Annotated in this window: 22 protein-coding genes, 2 tRNA genes and 1 riboswitch; of the genes, 11 read left to right on the plus strand and 13 right to left on the minus strand. The window is 62.9% G+C overall.

Annotation, left to right across the window (positions count from 1 at the left end):
* Nucleotides 1-56: 56 nt before the first annotated feature.
* The gene (locus Q8L25_RS27250) at nucleotides 57-653 is read left to right on the plus strand and encodes a DUF6088 family protein (RefSeq protein ID WP_308922360.1); all 597 of its coding nucleotides are present in this window, start codon (nucleotides 57-59) and stop codon (nucleotides 651-653) included.
* Nucleotides 646-1686 carry a nucleotidyl transferase AbiEii/AbiGii toxin family protein gene (locus Q8L25_RS27255; RefSeq protein ID WP_308922361.1) on the plus strand — a complete coding sequence of 347 codons (1041 nt, stop codon included), beginning with the start codon at nucleotides 646-648 and terminating at the stop codon, nucleotides 1684-1686. The genes Q8L25_RS27250 and Q8L25_RS27255 overlap by 8 nt, the downstream gene beginning before the upstream one ends.
* Nucleotides 1687-1694: 8 nt before the next feature.
* On the opposite strand, the gene Q8L25_RS27260 is transcribed toward Q8L25_RS27255, so the two are convergent.
* From Q8L25_RS27260 to glyA, 10 genes are all read right to left on the minus strand, one after another.
* Complete coding sequence (locus Q8L25_RS27260) at nucleotides 1695-2321, minus strand: riboflavin synthase (protein ID WP_308922362.1); 627 nt, start codon at nucleotides 2319-2321, stop codon at nucleotides 1695-1697.
* A gap of 20 nt (nucleotides 2322-2341) precedes the next feature.
* Nucleotides 2342-3415 (minus strand): bifunctional diaminohydroxyphosphoribosylaminopyrimidine deaminase/5-amino-6-(5-phosphoribosylamino)uracil reductase RibD, encoded by a 1074-nt coding sequence (gene ribD, locus Q8L25_RS27265; protein WP_308922363.1) that lies wholly within the window; start codon nucleotides 3413-3415, stop codon nucleotides 2342-2344.
* Nucleotides 3416-3493: 78 nt separating this feature from the next.
* Nucleotides 3494-4060, minus strand: a complete 567-nt coding sequence (locus Q8L25_RS27270; protein ID WP_308922364.1) for a GspH/FimT family pseudopilin — start codon at nucleotides 4058-4060, stop codon at nucleotides 3494-3496.
* Between the two features lie 11 nt (nucleotides 4061-4071).
* Nucleotides 4072-4554, minus strand: a complete 483-nt coding sequence (locus Q8L25_RS27275; protein ID WP_308922365.1) for a type IV pilin protein — start codon at nucleotides 4552-4554, stop codon at nucleotides 4072-4074.
* A 27-nt stretch (nucleotides 4555-4581) separates the two neighbouring features.
* The gene (locus Q8L25_RS27280; protein WP_308922366.1) at nucleotides 4582-8268 is read right to left on the minus strand and encodes a PilC/PilY family type IV pilus protein; all 3687 of its coding nucleotides are present in this window, start codon (nucleotides 8266-8268) and stop codon (nucleotides 4582-4584) included.
* Entirely contained in the window at nucleotides 8265-8897 is a 633-nt protein-coding gene (locus Q8L25_RS27285; RefSeq protein ID WP_308922367.1) for a PilX N-terminal domain-containing pilus assembly protein, read from the minus strand. Before Q8L25_RS27285 ends, Q8L25_RS27280 begins: the two co-directional genes overlap by 4 nt.
* On the minus strand, nucleotides 8884-9855 hold the full coding sequence (locus tag Q8L25_RS27290) for a PilW family protein (RefSeq protein ID WP_308922368.1): 972 nt from the start codon (nucleotides 9853-9855) through the stop codon (nucleotides 8884-8886). The genes Q8L25_RS27285 and Q8L25_RS27290 overlap by 14 nt, the downstream gene beginning before the upstream one ends.
* A complete protein-coding gene (gene pilV / locus Q8L25_RS27295; protein ID WP_308922369.1) occupies nucleotides 9852-10418 on the minus strand; it encodes a type IV pilus modification protein PilV in 567 nt (188 codons plus the stop codon). Before pilV ends, Q8L25_RS27290 begins: the two co-directional genes overlap by 4 nt.
* Nucleotides 10419-10618: 200 nt before the next feature.
* Nucleotides 10619-11080 (minus strand): transcriptional regulator NrdR, encoded by a 462-nt coding sequence (gene nrdR, locus Q8L25_RS27300; RefSeq protein WP_308922370.1) that lies wholly within the window; start codon nucleotides 11078-11080, stop codon nucleotides 10619-10621.
* 129 nt (nucleotides 11081-11209) lie between these two features.
* On the minus strand, nucleotides 11210-12457 hold the full coding sequence (glyA, locus tag Q8L25_RS27305) for a serine hydroxymethyltransferase (RefSeq protein WP_308922371.1): 1248 nt from the start codon (nucleotides 12455-12457) through the stop codon (nucleotides 11210-11212).
* Nucleotides 12458-12568: 111 nt separating this feature from the next.
* Nucleotides 12569-12691: riboswitch (ZMP/ZTP riboswitch) on the minus strand.
* A gap of 328 nt (nucleotides 12692-13019) precedes the next feature.
* On the opposite strand from glyA, the gene ybgC reads away from it, so the two are divergent.
* The 9 genes from ybgC to Q8L25_RS27350 all read left to right on the plus strand — a co-directional run bounded on the left by ybgC (nucleotide 13020) and on the right by Q8L25_RS27350 (nucleotide 18771).
* The gene (gene ybgC / locus Q8L25_RS27310; protein WP_308922372.1) at nucleotides 13020-13421 is read left to right on the plus strand and encodes a tol-pal system-associated acyl-CoA thioesterase; all 402 of its coding nucleotides are present in this window, start codon (nucleotides 13020-13022) and stop codon (nucleotides 13419-13421) included.
* Nucleotides 13422-13465: 44 nt separating this feature from the next.
* Complete coding sequence (gene tolQ, locus Q8L25_RS27315) at nucleotides 13466-14155, plus strand: protein TolQ (protein ID WP_308922373.1); 690 nt, start codon at nucleotides 13466-13468, stop codon at nucleotides 14153-14155.
* Nucleotides 14156-14170: 15 nt separating this feature from the next.
* Complete coding sequence (locus Q8L25_RS27320; protein WP_308922374.1) at nucleotides 14171-14611, plus strand: ExbD/TolR family protein; 441 nt, start codon at nucleotides 14171-14173, stop codon at nucleotides 14609-14611.
* Nucleotides 14612-14653: 42 nt separating this feature from the next.
* Nucleotides 14654-15706 (plus strand): cell envelope integrity protein TolA, encoded by a 1053-nt coding sequence (gene tolA, locus Q8L25_RS27325; RefSeq protein WP_308922375.1) that lies wholly within the window; start codon nucleotides 14654-14656, stop codon nucleotides 15704-15706.
* A gap of 3 nt (nucleotides 15707-15709) precedes the next feature.
* On the plus strand, nucleotides 15710-16984 hold the full coding sequence (gene tolB / locus Q8L25_RS27330) for a Tol-Pal system beta propeller repeat protein TolB (protein ID WP_308922376.1): 1275 nt from the start codon (nucleotides 15710-15712) through the stop codon (nucleotides 16982-16984).
* A gap of 46 nt (nucleotides 16985-17030) precedes the next feature.
* Nucleotides 17031-17555 carry a peptidoglycan-associated lipoprotein Pal gene (gene pal / locus Q8L25_RS27335; protein WP_308922377.1) on the plus strand — a complete coding sequence of 175 codons (525 nt, stop codon included), beginning with the start codon at nucleotides 17031-17033 and terminating at the stop codon, nucleotides 17553-17555.
* A 139-nt stretch (nucleotides 17556-17694) separates the two neighbouring features.
* Entirely contained in the window at nucleotides 17695-18453 is a 759-nt protein-coding gene (gene ybgF, locus Q8L25_RS27340) for a tol-pal system protein YbgF (protein ID WP_308922378.1), read from the plus strand.
* A gap of 78 nt (nucleotides 18454-18531) precedes the next feature.
* Nucleotides 18532-18607: transfer RNA gene (locus Q8L25_RS27345), tRNA-Lys, on the plus strand.
* Between the two features lie 88 nt (nucleotides 18608-18695).
* A tRNA-Lys gene (locus Q8L25_RS27350) sits at nucleotides 18696-18771 on the plus strand.
* 127 nt (nucleotides 18772-18898) lie between these two features.
* Here the strand turns inward: Q8L25_RS27350 and Q8L25_RS27355 are convergent.
* The 3 genes from Q8L25_RS27355 to Q8L25_RS27365 form a co-directional block, all read right to left on the minus strand.
* Complete coding sequence (locus Q8L25_RS27355) at nucleotides 18899-19180, minus strand: hypothetical protein (protein WP_308922379.1); 282 nt, start codon at nucleotides 19178-19180, stop codon at nucleotides 18899-18901.
* 13 nt (nucleotides 19181-19193) lie between these two features.
* Nucleotides 19194-20816: a hypothetical protein gene (locus Q8L25_RS27360; RefSeq protein ID WP_308922380.1), complete on the minus strand. Its 1623-nt coding sequence runs from the start codon at nucleotides 20814-20816 to the stop codon at nucleotides 19194-19196.
* A gap of 103 nt (nucleotides 20817-20919) precedes the next feature.
* On the minus strand, nucleotides 20920-21873 hold the full coding sequence (locus Q8L25_RS27365) for a LysR substrate-binding domain-containing protein (protein ID WP_308922381.1): 954 nt from the start codon (nucleotides 21871-21873) through the stop codon (nucleotides 20920-20922).
* Nucleotides 21874-21925: the final 52 nt, after the last annotated feature.

A 21925-nucleotide genomic window follows, 5' to 3' on the forward strand; every position in this document is an offset into this window, starting at 1 on the left:
TGATTGACAAGTGTCAGAAACAGGATCACACTTCTGACTTGACAGGAGCTTCCGCCATGCAAACCATTGCCAATAAAATATTGAAACATGCGACCAGCTTATCGGAGGGTACCCCTTTGGTGGCGAAGGAGTTGCTGCATTTGGGCGGCAGGGCTGCCATTGACCAGGCACTGTCCCGCCTGGTCAAGCGCGGGCTTTTGCTCAGGGCCTCGCGCGGCATTTACGTCTTGCCAGTCACCAGCCGTTTCGGCACGCGCGCGCCGTCGAGCAGCAAAGTAGCGGAAGGAATCGCGATGTTGCGCGGTGAGACGATCGTGCAGCATGGCGCCGCCGCCGCCAATGCCCTCGGCCTGACGACCCAAGTGCCGATAAAATCGATCTACCTGACGTCCGGCCCCAACCGGCGCCTGCGTCTCGGTGCGCAGACGGTTGAGTTTCGACACGCTCCCGTCTGGCAACTGGCCCTTGCCGGGCGTCCGGCAGGCGAGGTGGTGCGTGCACTGGCCTGGCTTGGACCGACGAAAGCCGGTACGGCATTACGCAAGCTGCGTCCCACACTGCAGTCATCCGAACTGGCGGAAGTCGCATCGATACGCGCGCGCGTTCCTGGCTGGATGGCACGTGAGCTGAGCAGCCTGCTTGTCCATGGCTGAATTTTTTACGCTGCCGCCGGCCGAACGCCTGGAGGCACTCAATACTGCAGCCAGTGCGTCCGGCCGCCAGCCACACCTGCTGGAAAAAGATATCTGGGTCGTCTGGGCATTGCAGCATCTGTTCTCTGGTCCGCACGCAGCGCACCTGGTATTCAAGGGTGGCACTTCCCTGTCGAAGGCATACGGCGTCATTCAGCGATTCTCGGAAGACGTCGACTTGACCTATGACATCAGGGCCATCGCCGCAGATCTGATCGGAACGGCTGAATCGCCTTTACCGGCCAGCAAAAGCCAGGAAAAGAAATGGAGCAAGGAAATCCGTGCACGCCTGGCAGGATGGGTGGCCGGCGAAATCGTCCCCCGCCTCACACTGGAACTGACAAGGCAGTCGCTACCGGCAACCGCCCGAGCTGACGCCGAGAAGGTTTTTATTGACTATATCCCATTGTCCGCCGGCACCGGGTATGTCGCGCCGGCCGTGATGCTGGAATTTGGCGCCCGCTCCACGGGGGAACCAAGTGAGCCACGGCCCGTCACCTGCGATGCGGCTGCCTACTTGCCCATGCTGGCGTTCCCTGAAGCTGTGCCGCAAGTAATGCGTGCCGAACGGACTTTCTGGGAAAAAGCAACCGCCATTCATGTCTTTTGCGCGCAAGGATCCTTCCGTGGTGGCGAGCGGTTCGCCCGGCATTGGCACGACGTGACACGGCTTGACACCGCCGGGCATGTGGACAATGCAATCGCTGACAACGCGCTAGGCCAGGCGGTTGCCGAGCACAAGAGCATTTTCTTCGCCGAGAGGACAGCGCAGGGCGAGGTGATCGATTACCTGGCCGCCGTTTCAGGAAACCTGCAACTGGTACCCGCTGCGGACGCACTGGCCATATTGGCTGCGGACTACCAGCACATGGTCGACGATGGCCTGTTCCTGGATGATGCGGAGTCTTTTGACCTGCTGATGGCGCGCTGCCAGGCCATTCAGGACAAGGCCAACCTGCAGCGGCCGGGGCGCCAAGCAGCACCCCTCCTTTAACGAAATCGTTATTTGGATAGCGACAGCATGCGCTCGACATAGCGCGCGATCAGGTCGATTTCCAGGTTGACCTTGGCGCCCACCGTCAGGTGTTTCAGGGTCGTCATGGCGATGGTGTGGGGAATCAGGTTGATCGAGAAACGGCAGCCGTCGACGGCCCCCGCGCCCAGGTCTTCCACCCGGTTGACCGTCAACGAAACGCCATTGACGACGACGGAGCCCTTGAAGGCCAGGTATTTCGCCAGGTCCTGCCGGGCTTCGATCACCAGCTCCCACGATTCGCCCACGGCTTCGAACTTGCGCACCACGCCCAGGCCGTCGACGTGGCCCGAGACCAGGTGGCCGCCGAGGCGCTCGGCCAGGGTCAGCGCTTTTTCCAGGTTGACTTCGGTAGTGGTGTCCAGGCCCACGGTGCAATTGAGGCTTTCGCGCGAGACGTCGACCACAAAGTCCGTGTCGGATTTTTCCACCACCGTCATGCAGGCGCCGTTGATGGCGATCGAGTCGCCCAGCGCCACGTCGGCCAGCGGTAGGCCGCCCGCGTGGATGGACAGGCGTACGCCTGCGTCGAGGCCGCCTTCGAGTGGCTGCACGGTGTCGATTTTGCCGATGGCGGCAACAATTCCTGTAAACATGATGGACCTGTCAGTAAGTATTAATTAACGTTATTGAAACGGGCGAGGATACGCAGATCGTCGCCCACTTGTTGAATTTCATGGAAGCGCAAGCGATATTGATGATCGAGGTCCAGTAGGGCCGGCAGGCCGAACATGCCTTGCGCGTCGCCGATCAGGGCGGGCGCCAGGTACAGCAGCAATTCGTCGACGCAGCCTTCGCGTATCAGCGAGCCGTTCAGCTTGGAGCCGGCCTCGACATGCAGCTCATTGATCTGCCGCCGGCCCAGTTCCAGCATCAGCGCCGGCAGGTCGACCTTGCCTGCGCTGTTCGGCAGCAGTATCACTTCGGCGCCCAGCGCGCGCAGTTGCGCTTCCTTTTCAGGGTTGGCCACGGCCGCCACGATCCAGGTCCCGCCGCCTTGCAGGATGCGTGCGTCCAGGCTGATCTCGAGCCGGCTGTCGACGACGATGCGGCGCGGCTGGCGCGGCGTGTCGACCGCGCGCACATTCAGTTGCGGGTCGTCCGTCTTCACCGTGCCGATGCCGGTCAGGATGGCGCAGGCGCGCGCGCGCCAGGCGTGGCCGTCGTCGCGCGCCGCCTGCCCCGTGATCCACTGGCTGCGGCCATTGTGCAAGGCCGTCATGCCGTCCAGGCTGGCGGCAGACTTCATGCGCACCCATGGTTTGCCGCGCTCCATGCGCGAGAAAAAGCCGATATTCATTTCACGCGCTTCGCCGGCCAACAGATCAGTGGCGACCTCGATGCCGGCCGCCGCCAGCTTGGCCAGGCCCTGGCCCGCCACCAGCGGGTTCGGGTCGGTCATGGCCGCCACCACGCGGCCCAGGCCGGCGCGCACCAGCGCATCGGAGCACGGTGGCGTGCGGCCGTGGTGGTTGCACGGTTCCAAAGTGACATACGCGGTGGCGCCGCGCACGTCATTGCCGCGCGCGGCGGCATCGGCCAGCGCCTGCACTTCCGCATGGTTCTGGCCGGCCGCCTGGGTCACGCCGGCGCCGATCACCTGGCCGCCGGCGACGATCACGCAGCCGATGCGGGGATTGGGCGAGGTGGTATACAGCCCCTTCTGCGCCCATGCCAGTGCCAGGCGCATGCCGTCTACATCATTGAGTATTTCCACAGGCTTCTACAATTCGATCATGGTTGACGGGAAATCAGGATGCGGCAAACGTCAGCCTTCGCCAACGCCACTGCAATTGACCGTATCGCGCTGCGGATCACACACACGCACGCGGCCCAGCATATTGATTTTAATATGTCGTGCTTGATTTCCCAAAATCAAGGACAGCGTACCCCAGCGCGCCGCCAGGGCATTGGTCGCGCTGCAGCTGCGCCCTGCGCCATTGTAGGCGATATACAAGGGCTTCGCGCCCGAGGTAAAGCCGAAGCGCACCTCGATGCCGCCCGCCAGCGGTCCCTGGCGGAACAACAATTCATCGCCCGCATCGTAGGCCAGATTGCCATTGCTGTCGACAAAGACCAGCCAGCCCAGGCGCCAGTCGAGACCACCGCTGCCGGCCGGCATCAGCAGCACGCGCCGGCCACGCGCCATCGCCAGCGCGCGCGTCAGTTCGATCGCTGAAAACAAGTCGTTCGACGCCGCCAGCAAGCGCTGGCGCGCCAGCATGTCTTGCAAGCTGGGCAAGGCGGCTGCCGCCAGCAGAATGGTGATCGCCAGCACGGCCAGCATTTCGAGCAGGGTATGACCACGCTGCTCATGCAGGCTTTGAGCGGCCATGGCGCGCGCCCTCACGGCCAGCACCGCGCGGCAGGGCCACTGCTGCCACGCTCGCCGGTGCTGCTGAGGGTCAGGGTGCCGCAATCGGCGTCCGTGAAATGCCGGTCGACCCGGGCCGTGCCCGGCCTGGCGCGCAGCAGCACGCATTGCGCCAGCGTCGCCTCCGGGCACGCTGTGGCGTCGATTTCATACGCGCTGCGCACGGCGCCCTCTTCCGCCTCCTCGCCGGACCACCATTGGAACTGCTTGCCCTGCGCGCCTTCCGACGCCGCCGAGAACGCCAGATAGCGGTTGTTTTGCGAGTAATACCGCTCCTGCTGCTGCATCAGCTTCAACAGGGCGGCCTGCCCCTGTACCCGTTTCGCGCGCACGACCTGGCCGTGGTAGACGGGCAAGGCCAGCGCCAGCAGCAGGGCCACAATGACCATGACAGCCATCAGTTCGATCAGGCTGAAGCCGAACGCGCGGCGGCGCATCGATATGCTCACGGACATGGCTAAGCTTTCCTTCCCTTGGCGCGGCTATTTTTTCGCCGCCTCATGCAGTTCTCTCCAGTTCGCCACCTCGCGCCAGCCCAGGCGTTTGGCCGGCAGCGGTCCGCTGGACACCTTGACGGCGGCCGCGCCGACCATGCCGGACTGCACCACGGCAAACTGCTTGCGTCCTTCGGCGCGCCCGGTCGCACCCGCCACACCGACCTGGCTGCCCACTTCCAGCAATTGCGGCGGCGCGCGCGCCAGGCCGTCCAGCAGCTTGCCGGTTTCCTCGCCCGCCTGCACCGTGCCGACGGCATCGGCCGCAAAACCGCTCAGCACATCGAGCACATACAGGCGCGTTGCCGGCCTGCTGCAAGGATCGCGGCCCGGCAGCACGGTATTGAACACCACCTTGCCTGCCGCCAGCACGGCGGCGTGCACGCTGCGCTCGCCGGTTTTTTCCGTGCCGACAAAATCCAGGTACCAGCCATGCCTGGCGCCACCGCCCGTGTAGTGCAATGACTTGCCATCGATGGCCAGGCTGCCGGTGTCCGCCACCACGCCCACCTTGCGGACGGCGAGATCGTCGCGGCCGCGCGTCGGCGTTTGTTCGTTCAGGTCGTCATGCACGGCGTAGAACGATTGCGGCAGCAAGGCGGCCGGCCAGGTGTCCCCGGTTTCCACCAGCTTGCCGGTGCCGAACAGCAGCAGATAGCCGCCGCCCGGCGCATACGCCACCTTCAATTGCTGCGTCACGGCCTGGCGCCGGCCCTGCGCATCGCGTGCGACAAACACCAGCTTGCGCCCCACCTCATCCTTCCAGGGTGGCCCGGTGGCCATGTCGATGCGCCAGATATTGCCTTGCAGGTCGCCCGCATACAGATAGCTCAGCGCGCCGTCATTGCCTGCCACCAAGGCCGGCGGCGCCAAAGCATAGGCTCCCACTGCGCCTTCGTCATCGCGCACGGGTACTTTCAGCCGGTGGTAATTGCTGCCCAGCAGCCACGGCGCGCCGGCCGGCTTGTCCAGCGCCAGCAGGAAGATGGCGGCCACCGGGCTGGCGGCGGACGTATCCTTGCCATCGTCCTGCGTGTTGTTATAGCCACTGGACACCACCACCATGTCGCGGTACGCCGGCCTGCCCTGCTTGCCGCCCATGTTCAGCCGCGCAAAGCCCGGTGGCGCGCGCAAGTTGCCGATGATGGCATCGTCGCGGTCGCCAAATTCCCATAGCGCGCCCTCCTGCGCAAAGCGCGCCGGGTCCGTGATGTCGAGCGCAAACAGGCCTTGCGCGCCGGCGCCCATGCTTGACGCCAGCACGGTTTTCCAGCGGCCCGCCACCAGCACCTCCGCGCTGGCCGCCGCGCCGTCGAGCAAGGGTCCGGCTTCGTCACCGGTGCCGCCGGCCAGCGCCGCCCTGGCCAGCAAGGCTTGCGGCAAATACGCAAACAATTCGCTGCCGCTGCCGGCGTCCACGCCATGCAGCAGGCCGTCACCGGTGCCCAGGTAGAGCATCTTGCGCCGCTGCTGGCCGCGCTGGCGGTGCTGCAAATAATCCAAGCCAGGCAAGCCCAGCGCTGGCGTGCCGACATGGACCAGATTGCCATGCGGGGAAACCGCCAGGCCGCCCGCACGTCGCCGTAAAAAGCCGCCGGGCCGGCCCACCTCGTGCGTGCGCTCGCCCAGCAGATAGTCGAGCCGCGCTGGTCCCAGGCCGTCGCCGCGCGGATCAAACATGCGCCGCTGTTCCGTATCAAGGCGATCCCAGGCCAGCGGCGTCAAGCCGCCCTGCGCATCGAGCGTATGGATGGGCCGATTCGGCACCCTGCCACCGATCTGCCATACCGGCTTGCCGGCCACCACGCCGCCGTCAGCGCCCAAGTGAAAAGCGTTGCGCGACACGCGCATGGCGCCATCGGCCAGGTTGATCTGCGACTGGAACCAGTAGGCCTGCTCCGCGCCATTGGCCAGCGCCATCAGCGACGGCCCGGCAATGGTGGCGGCCTCCGTGGCGCGGCCCGCCTGGACAAAGGCGGCGCGCAACAGCGCGATCAGGGCCTGCGGATCGCCGCCAGGCAGATAGTGGCTGGGCCAGCGGCCATCCACGCTCCATTCGGCGTAAAAGTCGCCCGCCATGGCGCGAAACGGATTGCCATCGCCATTCTCGTCGACAAAGCCGCCATACTTGGCTGCCAGCAGCAGCGGCGACGGAGAAATGTAACCCTCGCCCTTGGCTGCCATGGCCAGCAGCTCGCCCGCATAATGGTCGACCGGCCCGCCTCCCAGCCGCAGCGCGTGGCGATGCGACCAGTAGGCCAGGCCGGCCGCATAAAAGCTGCCACCGTGTACGCCATGATCGAGTCTGTCGAGCGCCGCCAGGCCCGGCAGCGGCTGGGGATTGCCGCCAGCGCCATCGCTTTCCAGTGCCCCGACGGCCCGCGTCCAGGCCATTACATCCAGCGGCGGCGTGACATAGGCATCCACGCCACGCGCACGCTCACTTGAGTTTGCCGCTGGAATATGGCCGGGCACATAGCGGTCCAGGACGGCACCGGCGTCGCCCAACGTCATCACCACTTGGCGCTGGCAACTGGCCTGTTGCGGATCGGTCCACGATGTCGTCCCGGCCGCTGCGCTGGCCTGGCGTCCCTGCAGATAGCGCAGCGATTCGTACAGCAATTCGGCTTGCGGCGCGGCCGCCGCGTACGCACCGAGGTGCGCGTCGTCACTGCGTCCCTGCGTGTTGATATGGGCGATCACTGCGTTGGCGCCCGCATACACGCCCGTCACCGGATGCCACTCGGTATCGGGATTGTCTTGCGGCAGGAAATCGGGCGCCGCCCAGCGTTGCGCGCCAGCATAAGACAGCGGCGCCTGCAGCACGCCGCCATACGCCGCCTCCCCGCTCGCATGGCCGAAAACGCCAACACGCAGGCGGCCACCATGGCGCTGCAGCGCGCCCGCCGGCTTGACATTTTTACCGTAAGCCAGGCACAGGTCGGGGCGCGACAAGCCTTCGGTAACGTCGCATACCTGCACCCGCGCCAGGAAAGCGCCGAGCGCACCGGCCTTGCCAGGCGCATCGCAACTGCCGTCAAGTGGCTGGGCACCGTCGCCGAACAGCAGCTTGTTGCGGCACGAGACGATCGCCAGTTGCCCGACCGTAAACGGCGTGGCCTCGCGCACGCCTGCGCGCAAGATCTTGCGGGGAAAATGATCAGGGTGGGCGTAAAAGTCGACGCCAAACTGGCCGTCCGGCAGATAGGCCCGTTGCAACACCGTCTTGCGCACTTCATCGATCACGCGGTCGCCGCCAGTCAAGGCGTAGCGCACGATATCGAGCAGGCTGGCGCCGGCCCAGTTTAAAAAATTGCCGCTGAAGCTATCGCCACCGCAGCCATGCCGCGCATCGGCCGCCTTGCTCACGGAAAAGTAGGCGGTGGACAAGCGCCAGTCCGGCACAGTGACGCCATCGCTGCTGCGGTAGGGATAGCCGTAGCACATGCGCGCATCGAAATAGCCGGCATAGGCGTAGCCGGGATCGTAATCGCCTTCGTAGGCGGCGCCGGCTGAAGCGTGGGACAAGGAGAGATTGAGCAGCAGGTTAGGCGGTACCCTCGCGCCATGGAGCCCCGTGTCCGCGCGCGACAAATCGACCAGCGGCGATGCGGCAAATACCTGAGCACCGGCCACCAGCCACAGCAGCAGAACAAGCAGGCAGCGCACCATCATGGCGTTTCCCCCGGCGCCTGCTTCCTGTAATAAGTTTGCAGCACCACCTGCGTATCCTCCTGCGCGCCGAAGCCGATGGCGGTGACGCGGTACAGATAACCCGCGCCGGACGGCAGGCCGACCGGTGCGCCAGCGGGCGTGCCGGCCTCTTCGCCGGGCGGGTGAAACGGCAGCAATTCGATCATGTAGCGCGGCTTTTTAAAGGGCAGGAAGCCCTGCCCCGTCTGCATCGCCGCGCCCGTGAACTGGCCGTAGGCCACCGTGCCGGACTCCGCCACGCCCAGGTCGGTACTGAGCCAGACGGGCGGCGCGCCGCTGGCGGCCGGCAGGCACAAGCCTGGTTCGCCCTTGCAAGCGGACGCAAAGCCGGCCGCGCTGCTTGGTGCAAACAGCGTGCTGCGGCCAGGCAGCCCGGGCAAGCCTTCGATATCATGCTGTGCATCCATCAATGCCTCCTCGGCGGCCTGGAAAGCGATATGCCGGTCGCGCTCGCCACGCGCCGCCTTTTCTCCGTGCAAGGCCATCTGCGCGGCCGACACGCCCAGCAGCAAAATGGCGACCAGCAGGCATAGCGCGAACACCAGGGTCGCGCCGCGCTGACGCGCCCAAAAGTATTCAGGCGGGGCCATTGCGCAGCATGATGGTCGCTTGCACCAGCTGGCGCAAACGGCCGCGCTGGGCGGGCGGCAAGCCGGCCGGCACGATGCGTACGCCGGGGTCTTGCGCGCCGTGCGCGTCCGCATACGCCGGGCCGAACAGGTCGAATTGCGCCGGGCCGGATTGCGCGCCCACATTGCCGCCACCGTGCAGCAGCAGGGCCACGCGCACGCTGGCGACACGCTTCCAGTGCGTGCGGCGCTGGAAATCACGCTCGCGCTCGGCTTCGCTGGCGCCCACCAGCACCAGCGCCGCGTCGCGCGCGTCGAGGCTGCTCGCGTTCACATACTGGTTGGCCACGCCATCGGGCGGCGTATCGGTATCGAGGCCGTACAGCACCTGGAAACTGTCGACGCCACGGATCAGCGCGTCGGCGCCCCAGCCACTACCGCTGGCACTGCGATACTTGCAGCGCAGTTCCGCTTCGCCGTCGCCGCCTTCGTCCTGCGCCACATAGAAAATGCTCCAGCCGCGCTGCGCCTCGGTACTCGCAGCGCCGACGCCAAAGCCGGCACAATTGAGCACCGCGCCATCGCCACCTGCTCCCTCGCCGGTGCCGTAAAAACGCAGCGCCAGCACGTCGCTGCCGTTGACGCTGCCCGCCAGGGGCGCGGCGATGCCGTCAGTATTCTTGCCCAGGCCGCGCGCGTCCAGGCCGGCGATATTGGCGCTGTCGTGCGCCGCATGCATCAAGGGTGCGGCGCTGGCGTCCCAGTTCACCCACGCCGTCTGGCGCAGCGCCCGCGCGATGGCGTCAAAGGCATAGCGGCCATTGTCGGCCAGGCGCGCCGACTCCACCTGGTCCATATAGCTGCGGCTGCTTGACAGCAGCACCGCGCTCGAGGCCAGCATCAACATGGCGCCCAGGCCCAGCGCCACCAGCAATTCGACCAGGGTCATGCCGGCCTGGCGCGGCGCATGGTCCCTCATGGCGCACCCGCCGCCAGTTGCATGGCGATTTTCGGCATGGCAGGCTCCTGCGCGGCCCGGCCCTGGGCCTGCCGGCCGCGCCAGCCCAGCTTGATGACGACCGGTGCGCCGCTGCCGCCACTGCAGCTCCATTGCAATCCCTGCGCGGCCGCATCCCAGGCCAGTGCATCGCGGCAGATGCGCAGCCGTGCGCCAGGCAAGTCCTTGCGCAGTTGCTGTTTCCATTCGGCGATATCGAATTGCGCCAGTTGCGCGGCGCTGCAGGCGGTGTCACCGAGACAGGCCGGCGCGCCGCCAGGCTCATCAAGTGACCCCGCCTGGTAGTCGAGGCCCAGGTAGGGATTGTCGGCATCGGGCAATCGCAGCTGGGCGCTGTTGGCGCGCATGCGCTCGGCCATGCTGGCCGCCAGTTGCATGGCCGTCGACAGCAGGGCCGATTCATGGCGCGCGCGCAGGGACGACAATTGCATCGCGCTGCCGCCCAGCAGGCCCACGGCCAGCAGCAACAGCGCGACCAGCACTTCGACCAGGGTAGTGCCTTGGGTATGAACAAGATGGCGCATGCATGCCTCCCGCTTTCAGGGAAAGGAAGAGTAGCGGCCAGGATCAACCGGCCCTGCTACACGATAGGCGTGGCGGCGGGGTCAGGCATGAGACAGCGCAAGGCTGTGCGGGAATAGGGAAAAAGAGGTAAAAAAAGCGGCCACTGGATTGATCAGGCCGCTTGCTGGAAGAAAACAACTGTGGTGCTTGAGCTTGACACTTAAACCTTGCGCGGCTGGCCCACTTCGGCGATCGCATCCTGGAACTCGGCCAGGTCTTCGAAATTCTTGTAGACGGAGGCGAAGCGGATATACGCGATCTTGTCGAGGCGCTTGAGTTCCTGCATCACCAGTTCGCCGATATAGCCGGAATCGACTTCGCGCTTGCCGCTGGTCAGCAGCTTTTCTTCAATGGTGGCGATCGCCATGTCCAGCGAGGCGGCCGCGACGGGGCGCTTGCGCAAGGCCAGCATCAGGCTGCCGCGCAACTTATCCGCAGCGAACTCCGTCCGGCTGCCGTTCTTTTTGACTACGGCCGGCATGATCAGTTCAATCCGTTCATAAGTGGTAAAACGCTTGTCGCATTTGCCGCAACGGCGCCGGCGGCGGATGGCGTCGCCTTCCTCGGATACGCGCGTATCGAGGACCTGGGTCTCGTCATGGTGGCAGAATGGACATTTCATGGGCAGCGGCACAGCCTTTTAGTTCAACAAATGGAGCGCGGGCGCCCGGATACACTCAGGGCGCCCGCGGGCACGGCTGGAATGTGTCATCCAGAATCTTACTCTGGAAGACACATACTGGACAAATAATTATGCAGCGTAGACCGGATTGGCATCGGCCAGCACCTTCACGGCCGCTTTCACGCGCTCGATGGTGGCGGCGTCATGCGGGTTGTCCAGCACGTCGGCGATCAGGTTACCCACTTGCACCGCTTCGGCTTCCTTGAAACCGCGCGTCGTCATCGCCGGGCTGCCCAGGCGAATGCCCGAGGTGACGAATGGTTTTTGCGGGTCGTTCGGGATGCCGTTCTTGTTGCAGGTGATGTGCGCGGAACCGAGGATGGCTTCGGCTTCCTTGCCCGTCAGGTTCTTGGCGCGCAGGTCGACCAGCATCACGTGCGATTCGGTGCCGCCGGACACGATGCGCAGGCCGCGCGAGATCAGCGTCTTGGCCAGCGCGTCGGCGTTCTTCACGACCTGCTTCTGGTATTCGACGAATTCAGGGCTCAGTGCTTCCTTGAAGGCAACCGCCTTGCCGGCGATCACGTGCATCAGCGGGCCGCCCTGGATGCCGGGGAAGATGGCCGAGTTGATGGCTTTTTCGTGCTCGGCCTTCATCAGGATGATGCCGCCGCGTGGGCCGCGCAGCGACTTGTGCGTGGTCGAGGTGACGAAGTCGGCGAACGGCACCGGGTTCGGGTACAGGCCGGCGGCGATCAGGCCGGCGTAGTGGGCCATGTCGACCATGAAGTACGCGCCCACTTCTTTCGCCACTTTCGAGAAGCGTTCGAAGTCGATCTTTTTCGAGAACGCCGAGGCGCCGGCGATGATCAGTTTGGGCTTGCGTTCACGGGCCAGGCGTTCCATGGCTTCGTAGTCGATATCTTCCTCGGCCGTCAGGCCGTAGGAGACCACGTCAAACCATTTGCCGGACATGTTCAGCGGCATGCCGTGGGTCAGGTGGCCGCCTTCGGCCAGCGACATGCCCATGATCAGGTCGCCCGGTTTCAGCATGGCGAAAAACACGCCCTGGTTCGCTTGCGAGCCCGAGTTCGGCTGTACGTTGGCCGCTTCGGCGCCGAACAGTTGCTTGACACGGTCGATGGCCAACTGCTCGGCCACGTCGACGTATTCGCAGCCGCCGTAGTAGCGCTTGCCTGGATAGCCTTCGGCATACTTGTTGGTCAGCTGCGAGCCTTGCGCTTCCATTACGGCTGGCGAGGTGTAGTTCTCGGACGCGATCAGTTCGATATGGTCGTGCTGGCGCGTGTTTTCTTTTTGAATAACGGCGAACAGTTCAGGATCGACGTTGGCGAGGTTGTGATCTTTTGCAAACATGTAAAAACTCCAAAGATGTGGGTGCTTTGTACTGGCAGGGATCGAATGAGGGGAGCCGGCGTTAACTGAATAACAACAACGGAAAGGCAGCCTCTTCGCGCAATTCCATCGGTGGGCTGCCCAGGCGAACGGCTGATGAAATCTCACGTTTCCCGGTGGATGTCCACCTTTCGCCGGCAATGATCGCACCAAAATGGGGATAATTGCAGCTTTTCGCCAGTCACGTGAGACGTAATGGAAGCCAAATTGTAAGTTAAGTACCCAAATTGAGCAAGGAAAGCAGCGCAGCCGCCGCGCTGCGGCTATAATCGCCGCGCATAAAACCGCGACAGCCGATGACAGGCCACTCTGCGGGGAAAAGTTGCTATTGCTTAAGCTGCGCTTAAACCTGGCAAGGCCATGTAAGCGTATGTTACGGGGCTTGTCTTTGTACTCAGGCAACTGGGATTATGCTGCGGTGCAATGTCAAGTACTATTCACATGGCTTTTCGGCAAGCGCTTTCCGTCATGATAAGAAAAATCGCGTAAAATGTTGCTCAATCTTACTACTGGCGCCATGAACATGCCTTCAGTCTTTAACTGGGACGTCCGGGTCTATTATGAAGACACCGACGCCGGTGGCATCGTCTACTACGCCAATTACCTGAAGTTTTTCGAACGCGCGCGCACGGAATGGCTGCGCAGCATCGGCGTTGGCCAGCAAGAATTGCTGGAACAGCACGACGCGCTGTTCGTGGTCAAAAGCGTCAGCGCCGACTATCATGCGCCAGCCAAACTCGATGACACGGTAAGATTGACTTTAAGCATAGCCAAAATGGGACGCGCTTCCATCGTTTTCCTGCAGCAAGCCTGGCGTGGCGAGACCCTGCTCAATACCGCCCAGGTCAAGATCGGCTGCGTCGACTCAAGCATGCGCCCGCGCGCCGTACCTGACGCCGTGGCCGAGCGCATGCGCGCCGCCTGAACCGCCCCGCCACTCCCGGATAATTCACCACAGACTGCCTGCCAATGAACGTTACACAAGATCTTTCTTTCCTCGCGCTCATCACCAATGCCCACCTGATCGTGCAACTGATCATGGCCCTGCTGCTGCTGATCTCCCTGACCAGCTGGACCTATATCTTCCGCAAGATGTTCGCCGTGCGCGCCGCGCGCAAGCAGACCATCGAATTCGAACGCAGCTTCTGGGCCGGCGGCAACCTGCATGCGCTGCACCAGAGCGCCAGCGGCAACCGCGACCAGAGCGGCGCGCTGGCCCGCATCTTTGACGCCGGCATGGGCGAATTCATCAAGGGCAAGGCCTCCTACGGTTCGCGCGAAGCGCTGGACGTCGGCGCCGTGCTCGACGGCGCCCGCCGCGCCATGCGCGCCGCCTTCCAGCGCGAGATGGACGTGCTCGAATCGCACCTGGCCTTTTTGGCGTCGGTCGGTTCCGTCTCGCCCTACATCGGCCTGCTCGGCACCGTCTGGGGCATCATGAACGCCTTCCGCGGGCTGGCCAACGTGCAGCAAGCCACCCTGGCAGCCGTCGCACCGGGGATTGCCGAAGCGCTGATCGCCACCGCCATCGGCCTGTTCGCGGCCATCCCTGCGGTAGTCGCCTACAACCGCTTTTCGCACGATATCGACCGCCTGGCGATCCGCTTCGAAAGCTTCGTCGAAGAATTCTCCAACATCTTGCAGCGCCAGTCGCGCTAACAGGAAGGACTGCTGATGGGTTCCTCATTCAATAGCGGCGGCATGCGGGGCGGCCGCGGCCGCAAGTTCAAGTCGGAAATCAACGTCGTGCCGTATATCGACGTGATGCTGGTGCTCCTGATCATCTTCATGGTGATGCCGTCGTCCAACAACCCCAGCGTGGTGGACTTGCCGAACGCGGAAAAGACCACCAAACCGCCCGATGACTATATCCAGATCGTGCTGAAACCGAACGGTTCGCTGTCGATCGGCGTGATCGGCAAGGAACAGCTGGCGCCGGAAACCGAACCGAACCGCGACGCCCTGCTGCGCAATCTGCGCGGCCTGCATGAAAGCAATCCGGACTATCCGGTGCTGATCGCCGGCGACAAGGAAAGCAAGTATGACGATGTGATCCAGCTGATTTCGGAAGCGAAAAAGATGGGCATCAACCGCGTCGGCCTGGCCACCAAGTAAGCGCAAGCGCAACCACGAACCTGACGTTTTAAAGACCGAACTTTGCAGACGAAACCTACCGACCATGTACTCGGCGTCCCTTACCGGGTGCCGCGCGAACGCAGCCGCTGGCCCTCGCTGGGCCTGGCGCTGGCGATGCATCTTGGCCTGCTCTTTTTCCTGTGGGTCGGCGTACACTGGCAAAATACGGAACCGGTGGCGGTGGAAGCGGAAGTGTGGGACCTGAAAGTGCAGGATGCCGCGCCGCCGCCGGAAGTGACGACGGCCCCCGAGCCGACGCCTGCGCCGACACCAACCCCGCCTCCCGAGCCGGAAGTGGAAACGCCGCCACCACCGCCGCCACCGGTGGCCGCACCCGAGCCGAAGGTCGACCCGCGCGAGGCGGAAATTGCGCTCGAGCGCAAGAAGGCCAAGCTGAAGGAAGAGAAGGAAAAAGCCGCCGCCGAAGAGCGCCGCAAGCAGGAAGCGAAGGAACGCGAGGAAGAAAAACGCGAACTGGACAAACAGAAGCAGAAAGAAAAAGACAAGGCCGAAAAGCTGGAAAAAGAGAAAGAAAAAGAGAAAGCCGACAAGCTGGAAAAGGCGAAGAAGGACAAGGCCGACAAGGAAAAAGCCGAGAAGGCGGAAAAAGCGGCGGAAGAAAAAGCCGAGAAGGAAGCGGCCATTAAAAAGGCCGCGGCCGAAAAAGCGGCCAAGGAAAAGAAAGCGGCGGCTGAAAAAGCCGTGGCCGACAAGGCGCGTGCCGACGAAATGCGCCGCATCACGGGCGCGGCAGGCAATGGCACCACGGGCACGGCCGAGAAAGCGACCGCGCCACGCAAGGACAGCGGCTATGTCGCTGCCCTGACGAGCAAGATCAAGGGCAATATCGCGTACAGCGGTAGCACCGACGTGCCGGGCAACCCGCGCGCCGTGTTCAAGATCGAGCAACTGCCAACTGGGGAAATTATTTCTGTCCGAAAGATCAAGAGCAGCGGACTGCCGGCGTATGACAGCTCGGTGGAAAATGCCATTAAAAAATCGTCTCCCCTGCCGAAGAAAAAAGACGGCACGGTGGAACGCGAAATTGAACTCATATTCGAGATGAAGGAATAGCCAATGATGATCATGAAAAAAATGAGTTACGTGGTGCTGTGCGCCGGCCTGCTGCTGGGAGCGTCAAGCGCCCAGGCCCAGCTGCGCGTGGAAATTACCGGTATCGGCAGCAACCAGATCCCGGTCGCCATCGCCAACTTCGCCAACGAATCGGCGGCGCCGCAATCGCTGTCCGGCATCATCAAGGCCGACCTGGCGCGCAGCGGCGTGTTCAAGATTATCGATGGCGCGGAAATGTCGGAAACGGCGCCCGTCAGCTACGACCAGTGGAAGTCGCGCGGCGCCGACGCGCTGGCGGCCGGCAGCGTGCAGGCCCTGGCCGATGGCCGCCTGGACGTGCGCTACAAGCTGTATGACACAGTCAAGAGCGCCCAGCTGTCGAGCATGAACAATGCGGCCGCGCCGCAGTTCAACCGCTTGCTGGCGCACAAGATCGCCGACGATATCTATGAAAAGCTGACCGGCACCAAGGGCGCCTTCGCCACCCGCATCGCCTACGTGACGCAAACCGGCCGCGAATACCGCCTGGAAGTGGCCGACGCCGACGGCGAAGGCATCCAGGTCGCGCTGCGCTCGAACGAGCCGATCATTTCGCCGTCGTGGTCGCCGGACGGCACCAAGGTCGCCTATGTGTCGTTCGAAAAGAAAAAACCGATCGTCTACGTGCAGAACCTGGTGACGCGCCAGCGCACCATCGTTTCGAATGAAAAAGGCAGCAACTCGGCGCCAAGCTGGAGCCCGGACGGCTCGCGCCTGGCCGTGGCCCTGTCGCGCGACGGCCACACCCAGGTGTACACCGTCAATGCCGATGGCAGCGGCCTGCGCCGCGTCAGCAACAGCAGCGGCATCGATACCGAGCCGCAATTCTCGGCCGATGGCCAGAGCATTTACTTCACCAGCGATCGCAGCGGCGGACCACAGATCTACCGCATGTCGACCAGCGGCGGCGAAGCCAAGCGCGTGACGTTTGGCGGCTCCTACAACATCAGCCCGCGGATCTCGTCCGACGGGAAGACACTTGCTTATATTTCCCGTCGCGACGGCAATTTCCAGCTCTACGCGCTCGACCTGGCTAGTGGCCAGGAACTGCGCCTGTCGGACACCGCCAACGACGAATCACCGAGCTTTTCGCCCAACGGGAAATATATCATGTACGCGACCGAATCCGGACGACGCAAGTCGCTGGCAGTGGTATCGGTGGATGGCCGCGTCAAACAGCGTTTGACTACGCAAGCTGGCAATATCAAGGAGCCCACCTGGGGTCCTTTCATGAAGTAAATGCTGTACAGTTGCACCTTTAACCATTGACCCGGAGAATATAAAAATGAGTAACTTCAAAAGCCTGGCATTCATCGCCGCCGCCGCTACCCTGCTGTCCGCTTGCAGCACCCCAGTGAAACTGGCAGAAACCCCGGTCGTCGAGCGCGCTCCTGAAAAAGCCGCCCCGGCACCAGTTGACACCCGTCAAGTTCAGCCAGTGACGACCGGTTCGGTCGATCCGCTGGACGATCCAAAAGGCGTGCTGGCCAACCGTAGCGTCTACTTCGACTTCGACAAATACGTCGTGCGCGAAGCCGACACCGCCGTGGTACAAAACCACGCCGGCTACCTGGTGAAAACCCCAGCCCGCAAGATCCTGATCCAAGGTAACACCGATGAACGCGGCGGCGCAGAGTACAACCTGGCCCTGGGCCAGAAACGTGCTGAAGCCGTGCGCAAGTCGCTGTCGGCCCTGGGCGTGTCGGAAGGCCAGATGGAAGCCGTATCGCTGGGCAAGGAAAAGCCTAAAGCACAAGGCAGCAACGAAGCAGCATGGGCTGAAAACCGCCGCGCTGACATCGTTTATTGATCGTTTGCCAGCTGACCGGCCAGGCGCGGCAAGCTTGTCGCTTGCCTGGCGCCAGTCACAGGCATAATAATGGGGCGCTGCGCGGAATTCCGCCCGGCGCCCTGTTTGCATGTATGCGTAACTTTTGAAAGCCCGACCCATGATGACATTCTCGAAAGCCGGCCTCGCCGCCGCCTTGATGGCCGCATTCGCCTATCTGCCCCTGCACGCCAACGCAGCCCTGTTCGACGACGACGAAGCCCGCAAGGCCATCCTGGAGCTGCGCAGCAAGGTCGATGCGCTGGCACGTGACCTGACCGAGCGTCTCGACGCCAAGGCCGACAAGACCAGCACCCTGTCCCTGATCAACCAGCACGACCAGACCATGCAGGAGATCGCCCGCCTGCGCGGCCAGATCGAAGTGCTGGGCAATGAACTGGCCAACACGCAAAAACGCCAGAAAGATTTCTATACCGACCTCGACGCCCGCCTGCGCAAGCTCGAGCCGCGCCAGGTCACCATCGACGGCCAGGAAGCGGCCGTCGGCGTGTCCGAGCAAACCTCGTACGACACCGCCTTCGGCGTGTTCAAGTCGGGCGACTACAAGGCTGCCGCCACCGCGCTCGACGCCTTCGTGAAACGCTATCCGGAATCGGCCTACGCGGCCAATGCGCAATACTGGCTGGGCAACGCCTATTACGCCCAGCGCGACTGCAAGAGCGCCATCAGCGCCCAGCAGGTGGTGCTGAAGAACTACCCGGACAGCCCGAAGGCGCCCGACGCCATGCTCAACATCGCCAGCTGCTACACCGAGCTGAAAGACAAGGCCAACGCCACCAAGACCCTGAACGCCCTGATCGCGCGCTACCCCGACTCCAGCGCCGCCCAGACGGCCAAGGAACGCGGCGGCAAGAAGTAAGTTGAGATGCAATCGGGGGAAAAAGTTGCCGGCAGCGTTTGACAGAATCCCGGCCACCCCCTATAATCTTTCTTCTTCGGGTCGTTAGCTCAGCTGGTAGAGCAGCGGACTTTTAATCCGTTGGTCGCAGGTTCGAATCCCGCACGGCCTACCACGAATACGCAGTCCTGATCTGCTTGCAGAAGTTATCGCAAGCATTTTTTTACTGTACAGTGTTACCGAAGTTGTTGTAAAAAGTTTTTGGGTCGTTAGCTCAGCTGGTAGAGCAGCGGACTTTTAATCCGTTGGTCGCAGGTTCGAATCCCGCACGGCCTACCAAATACTACAGAGAAGCCAACCGTTCGCGGTTGGCTTTTTTGTTTTCTGAAGCTGATTTGCAAACGTGGCAGCTTCTCCCACGCTGCCGAAATTTCAAACAGAAAGAATCACAAAATTGCTTGCCTCGTTAACGTGTTGCGATTCTATATAAAAGTGCGAATACTATCGGCAGTCCCGCACATAAGACAATCGCGGACATGATGACAACGATGAGTCCATCACGATCACGCGCCTTCATCAGGCGCCAAAAATATCCGACATCACCACGATGATATCGATCGTCCCTGAGATGCCGATAGTCGATATATCGCGCCACACTCCCCGCAGAAAAAACAACCAGCATTAAAAGTCCGCTATTTTCAAGTATCCAGCTAGCCATGGCTAATCCGTCCAATCCATATTCTGCCATTTGACACCTACGCTCACTCCACCCCCGGTATATCGGTATTGTGGAACTTGCTCATCCCCACCACCCGCGTATTGCTGTCCGAGTAGCTCAGCTCGACCTTGTCGCCGGGCTTGGTCAGCACCAGTTCTTCCGACAAATCCGAGCTGCCGGTAAAGATGGTGCCGAGCGTCTTGTCGCCGGTATTGAGGGTAATGTAGTACATGGTCTGGTTGTTGCGGAATTCGGCGGCGATGCGCACTACCGCGCCTTTCACGGCCACTTCGCGCGCTTCGGTGCCGATGTCGGCGGCGACGCGGTTGCTCGAGCGCTTGGACTGGTAGCTGCGCAGGGTCGCGTTCAGGGTGTCGGCCACGCCGATGATCTGGTTGTTGCGCATGTCGACCATGCCGAAAGCGCGCGAGACGCCCTGGACGTCGCGCAGCGCCATCACGTAGGTCGGTGCGCCGTTGACCAGGAAGGGCAGCGGATTGGTGGCCTTGTAGTGTTTTTCGGGATTGACGTTTTCCACCGCGTGGGCGGCGGTGTCCTGCGACACGGACGGCACCTTGAACCAGCGGACCACCTTGGTGCGCGAGTCGACAAAGTAAAAGCCGGACAGGCCGTTGTTCTTGCCTTTCGAGGTCATGCCGCCGACCCAGTACGGGCGCTGGTCCGAACCGTACACCAGGTCCAGCACGCCATCGACGCGCAGGCGTCCTTCGTTGTTCAGGTTGATATAGCCGTGCACGTATTCGCCGCGGTCCTGCATCTGCTCGAGGATGAATTCCTCTGCCTGGATGCGGTCCACCCAGGCCGGTTCCGCGCCCATCTTGTAGCGCTTGACCTCGCCGCTCACGGCATTGACGGTGATGATGCCGCTCGACTCGCTGCCTGAAAAGCCCACCTTGTGCTCGTACACGGTGCCGACGTAATACGGCACGCCGTTGTCATCGATTTCCGGTTCGAAGTCGGTCAGGCCGACGGTGGTATTGCCCGACAAATAGGCGTGCCGCTCGACGTAGTCGCCGAAATAGGCCGACTGCAGATAGCGTAGCTTCAAGGGCTTGCCATCGAGCTCCATCACCAGCTTCACATCCGCCGGGTCATGCGCCGACACCACCAGGTAGCCCGGCGTGGCGCCATCCGCAAACCATTTGAAGAAGCCGCTGTGTTCGAGGAAGGCCACCCACACCAGCTTGTCTTTCACCAGTTGTTTCACCGGCGTGCCGACCGCGACTTGCGATCCGAGCGAGGCGATTTCCGACAGGCGCTTTTGCATGGCCTGCAAGGCCATGTCCTGCGACACCAGCGGCGCCTGCTCGATATCGATCGGCGGCAAGGCGTCGTGGAAATTGGCCGGCGTTTCCGTGCCCAGCATCTTGTAATAGGCGTTCGCATGCAGGATCGGCGCGCTGGTCAGGAACACGACCGCGCCGAACAGCACGGCCAGGAACAGCCACAGCGCGGCGATACTCTTGCGGCCCATCAGGGCGACCGCCGGCAAGGCCGCGATCAGCACGACGACATAGATGCCGGCAAAGTCGAAGCCCAGGGTCGGCGCCCGGAAATAGCCCAGCACCAGCAGCAGCAACAAGGACAGCACCAGGCCGGCGATGGGGAAGGGACGGACGTATGAAGGGCGACTTCTTGTAATCATTTTTTATCGATGAAGGGGTGATGGAGCGGACTGGCTTGTTGTCTTATTCTACAGCATGGCATCTTGCTCACTATTAACATTAACACCAACATCAACACCAACATCAACCGCAGGCCATGGCCGATTGCGCCAGCTCGGCCAGCAGCCAGTCCTTGAACTGCCGCAGCGCCGCATGCTGCTGCTGGCGTTTCGGATACACCAGGTAGTGGCCCACGTAGCGCACGGAAGTGCTCTGCCCGCGCAAGGGCGCCACCAGCTTGCCGGAAGCGAGTTCGCGCTCGGCCAGCAGGGTCGATTCCAGCACCACGCCCAGGCCGTCAACGGCGGCGGCGATGCACATCGAGGTGCGGTCGAACGCCAGCGCGAAGTCGGCCGGCGTGGCCAGGTTGTTGGCGCTGAACCAGCCGCCCCAGCGCACCGACTGGCCGTCGCTCTGGATCAGCGGATTCGCATACAGGTCCTGCACCGAATGGATACGCTGCGCCAGCGCGGGGCTGCACAAGGGCGTCAGTTCTTCGATGATCAGGGGGATTTTTTCGTGCCGCGCGGAAGCCGGCTCGCCATACACCAAGTCGATGTCGTAGTCGTCGTTGTCGAACTGGGCGTACCTGGTGTCGGCCGACAGGCGCAGGTTGATGCCCGGGTGTTCCGCCACGAAGCGCGCCAGCCTGGGCATCAGCCATTGCGTGGCGAACGACGGCGCCGTGTGCAGCCGCAGGGGTTTGACTGTCTGCTCGGGAAACGCCAGCTGGAAGCCGCGCTGCATTTCCTCGAAGCCGCGCTGCACATGTTCCAGCAGCAAGCGCCCTTCGCGCGTCAGCGCGATGGTGCGCGTGCCGCGTGTAAACAGCGTGATGTCGGCACTCTCCTCGAGCTTGCGGATGGCGTGGCTGACGGCGCTGGGCGACAGGTCCAGCTCGCCGGCGGCGGCGGCAAACGAGCCGGTGCGGCCCGCCGCCTCGAACACCCGCAAGGCCGTCAGGGGCAGCCGGCGCAGCTGCGCTATGGATGAAATAAATTCACCATTTGGTGCAAAAATGCCTTTTGTCGTGGCCATTTATTTGAATGAAAATCGCAGAAGTTTATAGAAGGCGCATACAGGTGAATAT

Origin of the sequence: Janthinobacterium sp. J1-1, from assembly GCF_030944405.1 — a bacterium.
GTDB lineage: Bacteria > Pseudomonadota > Gammaproteobacteria > Burkholderiales > Burkholderiaceae_D > Janthinobacterium.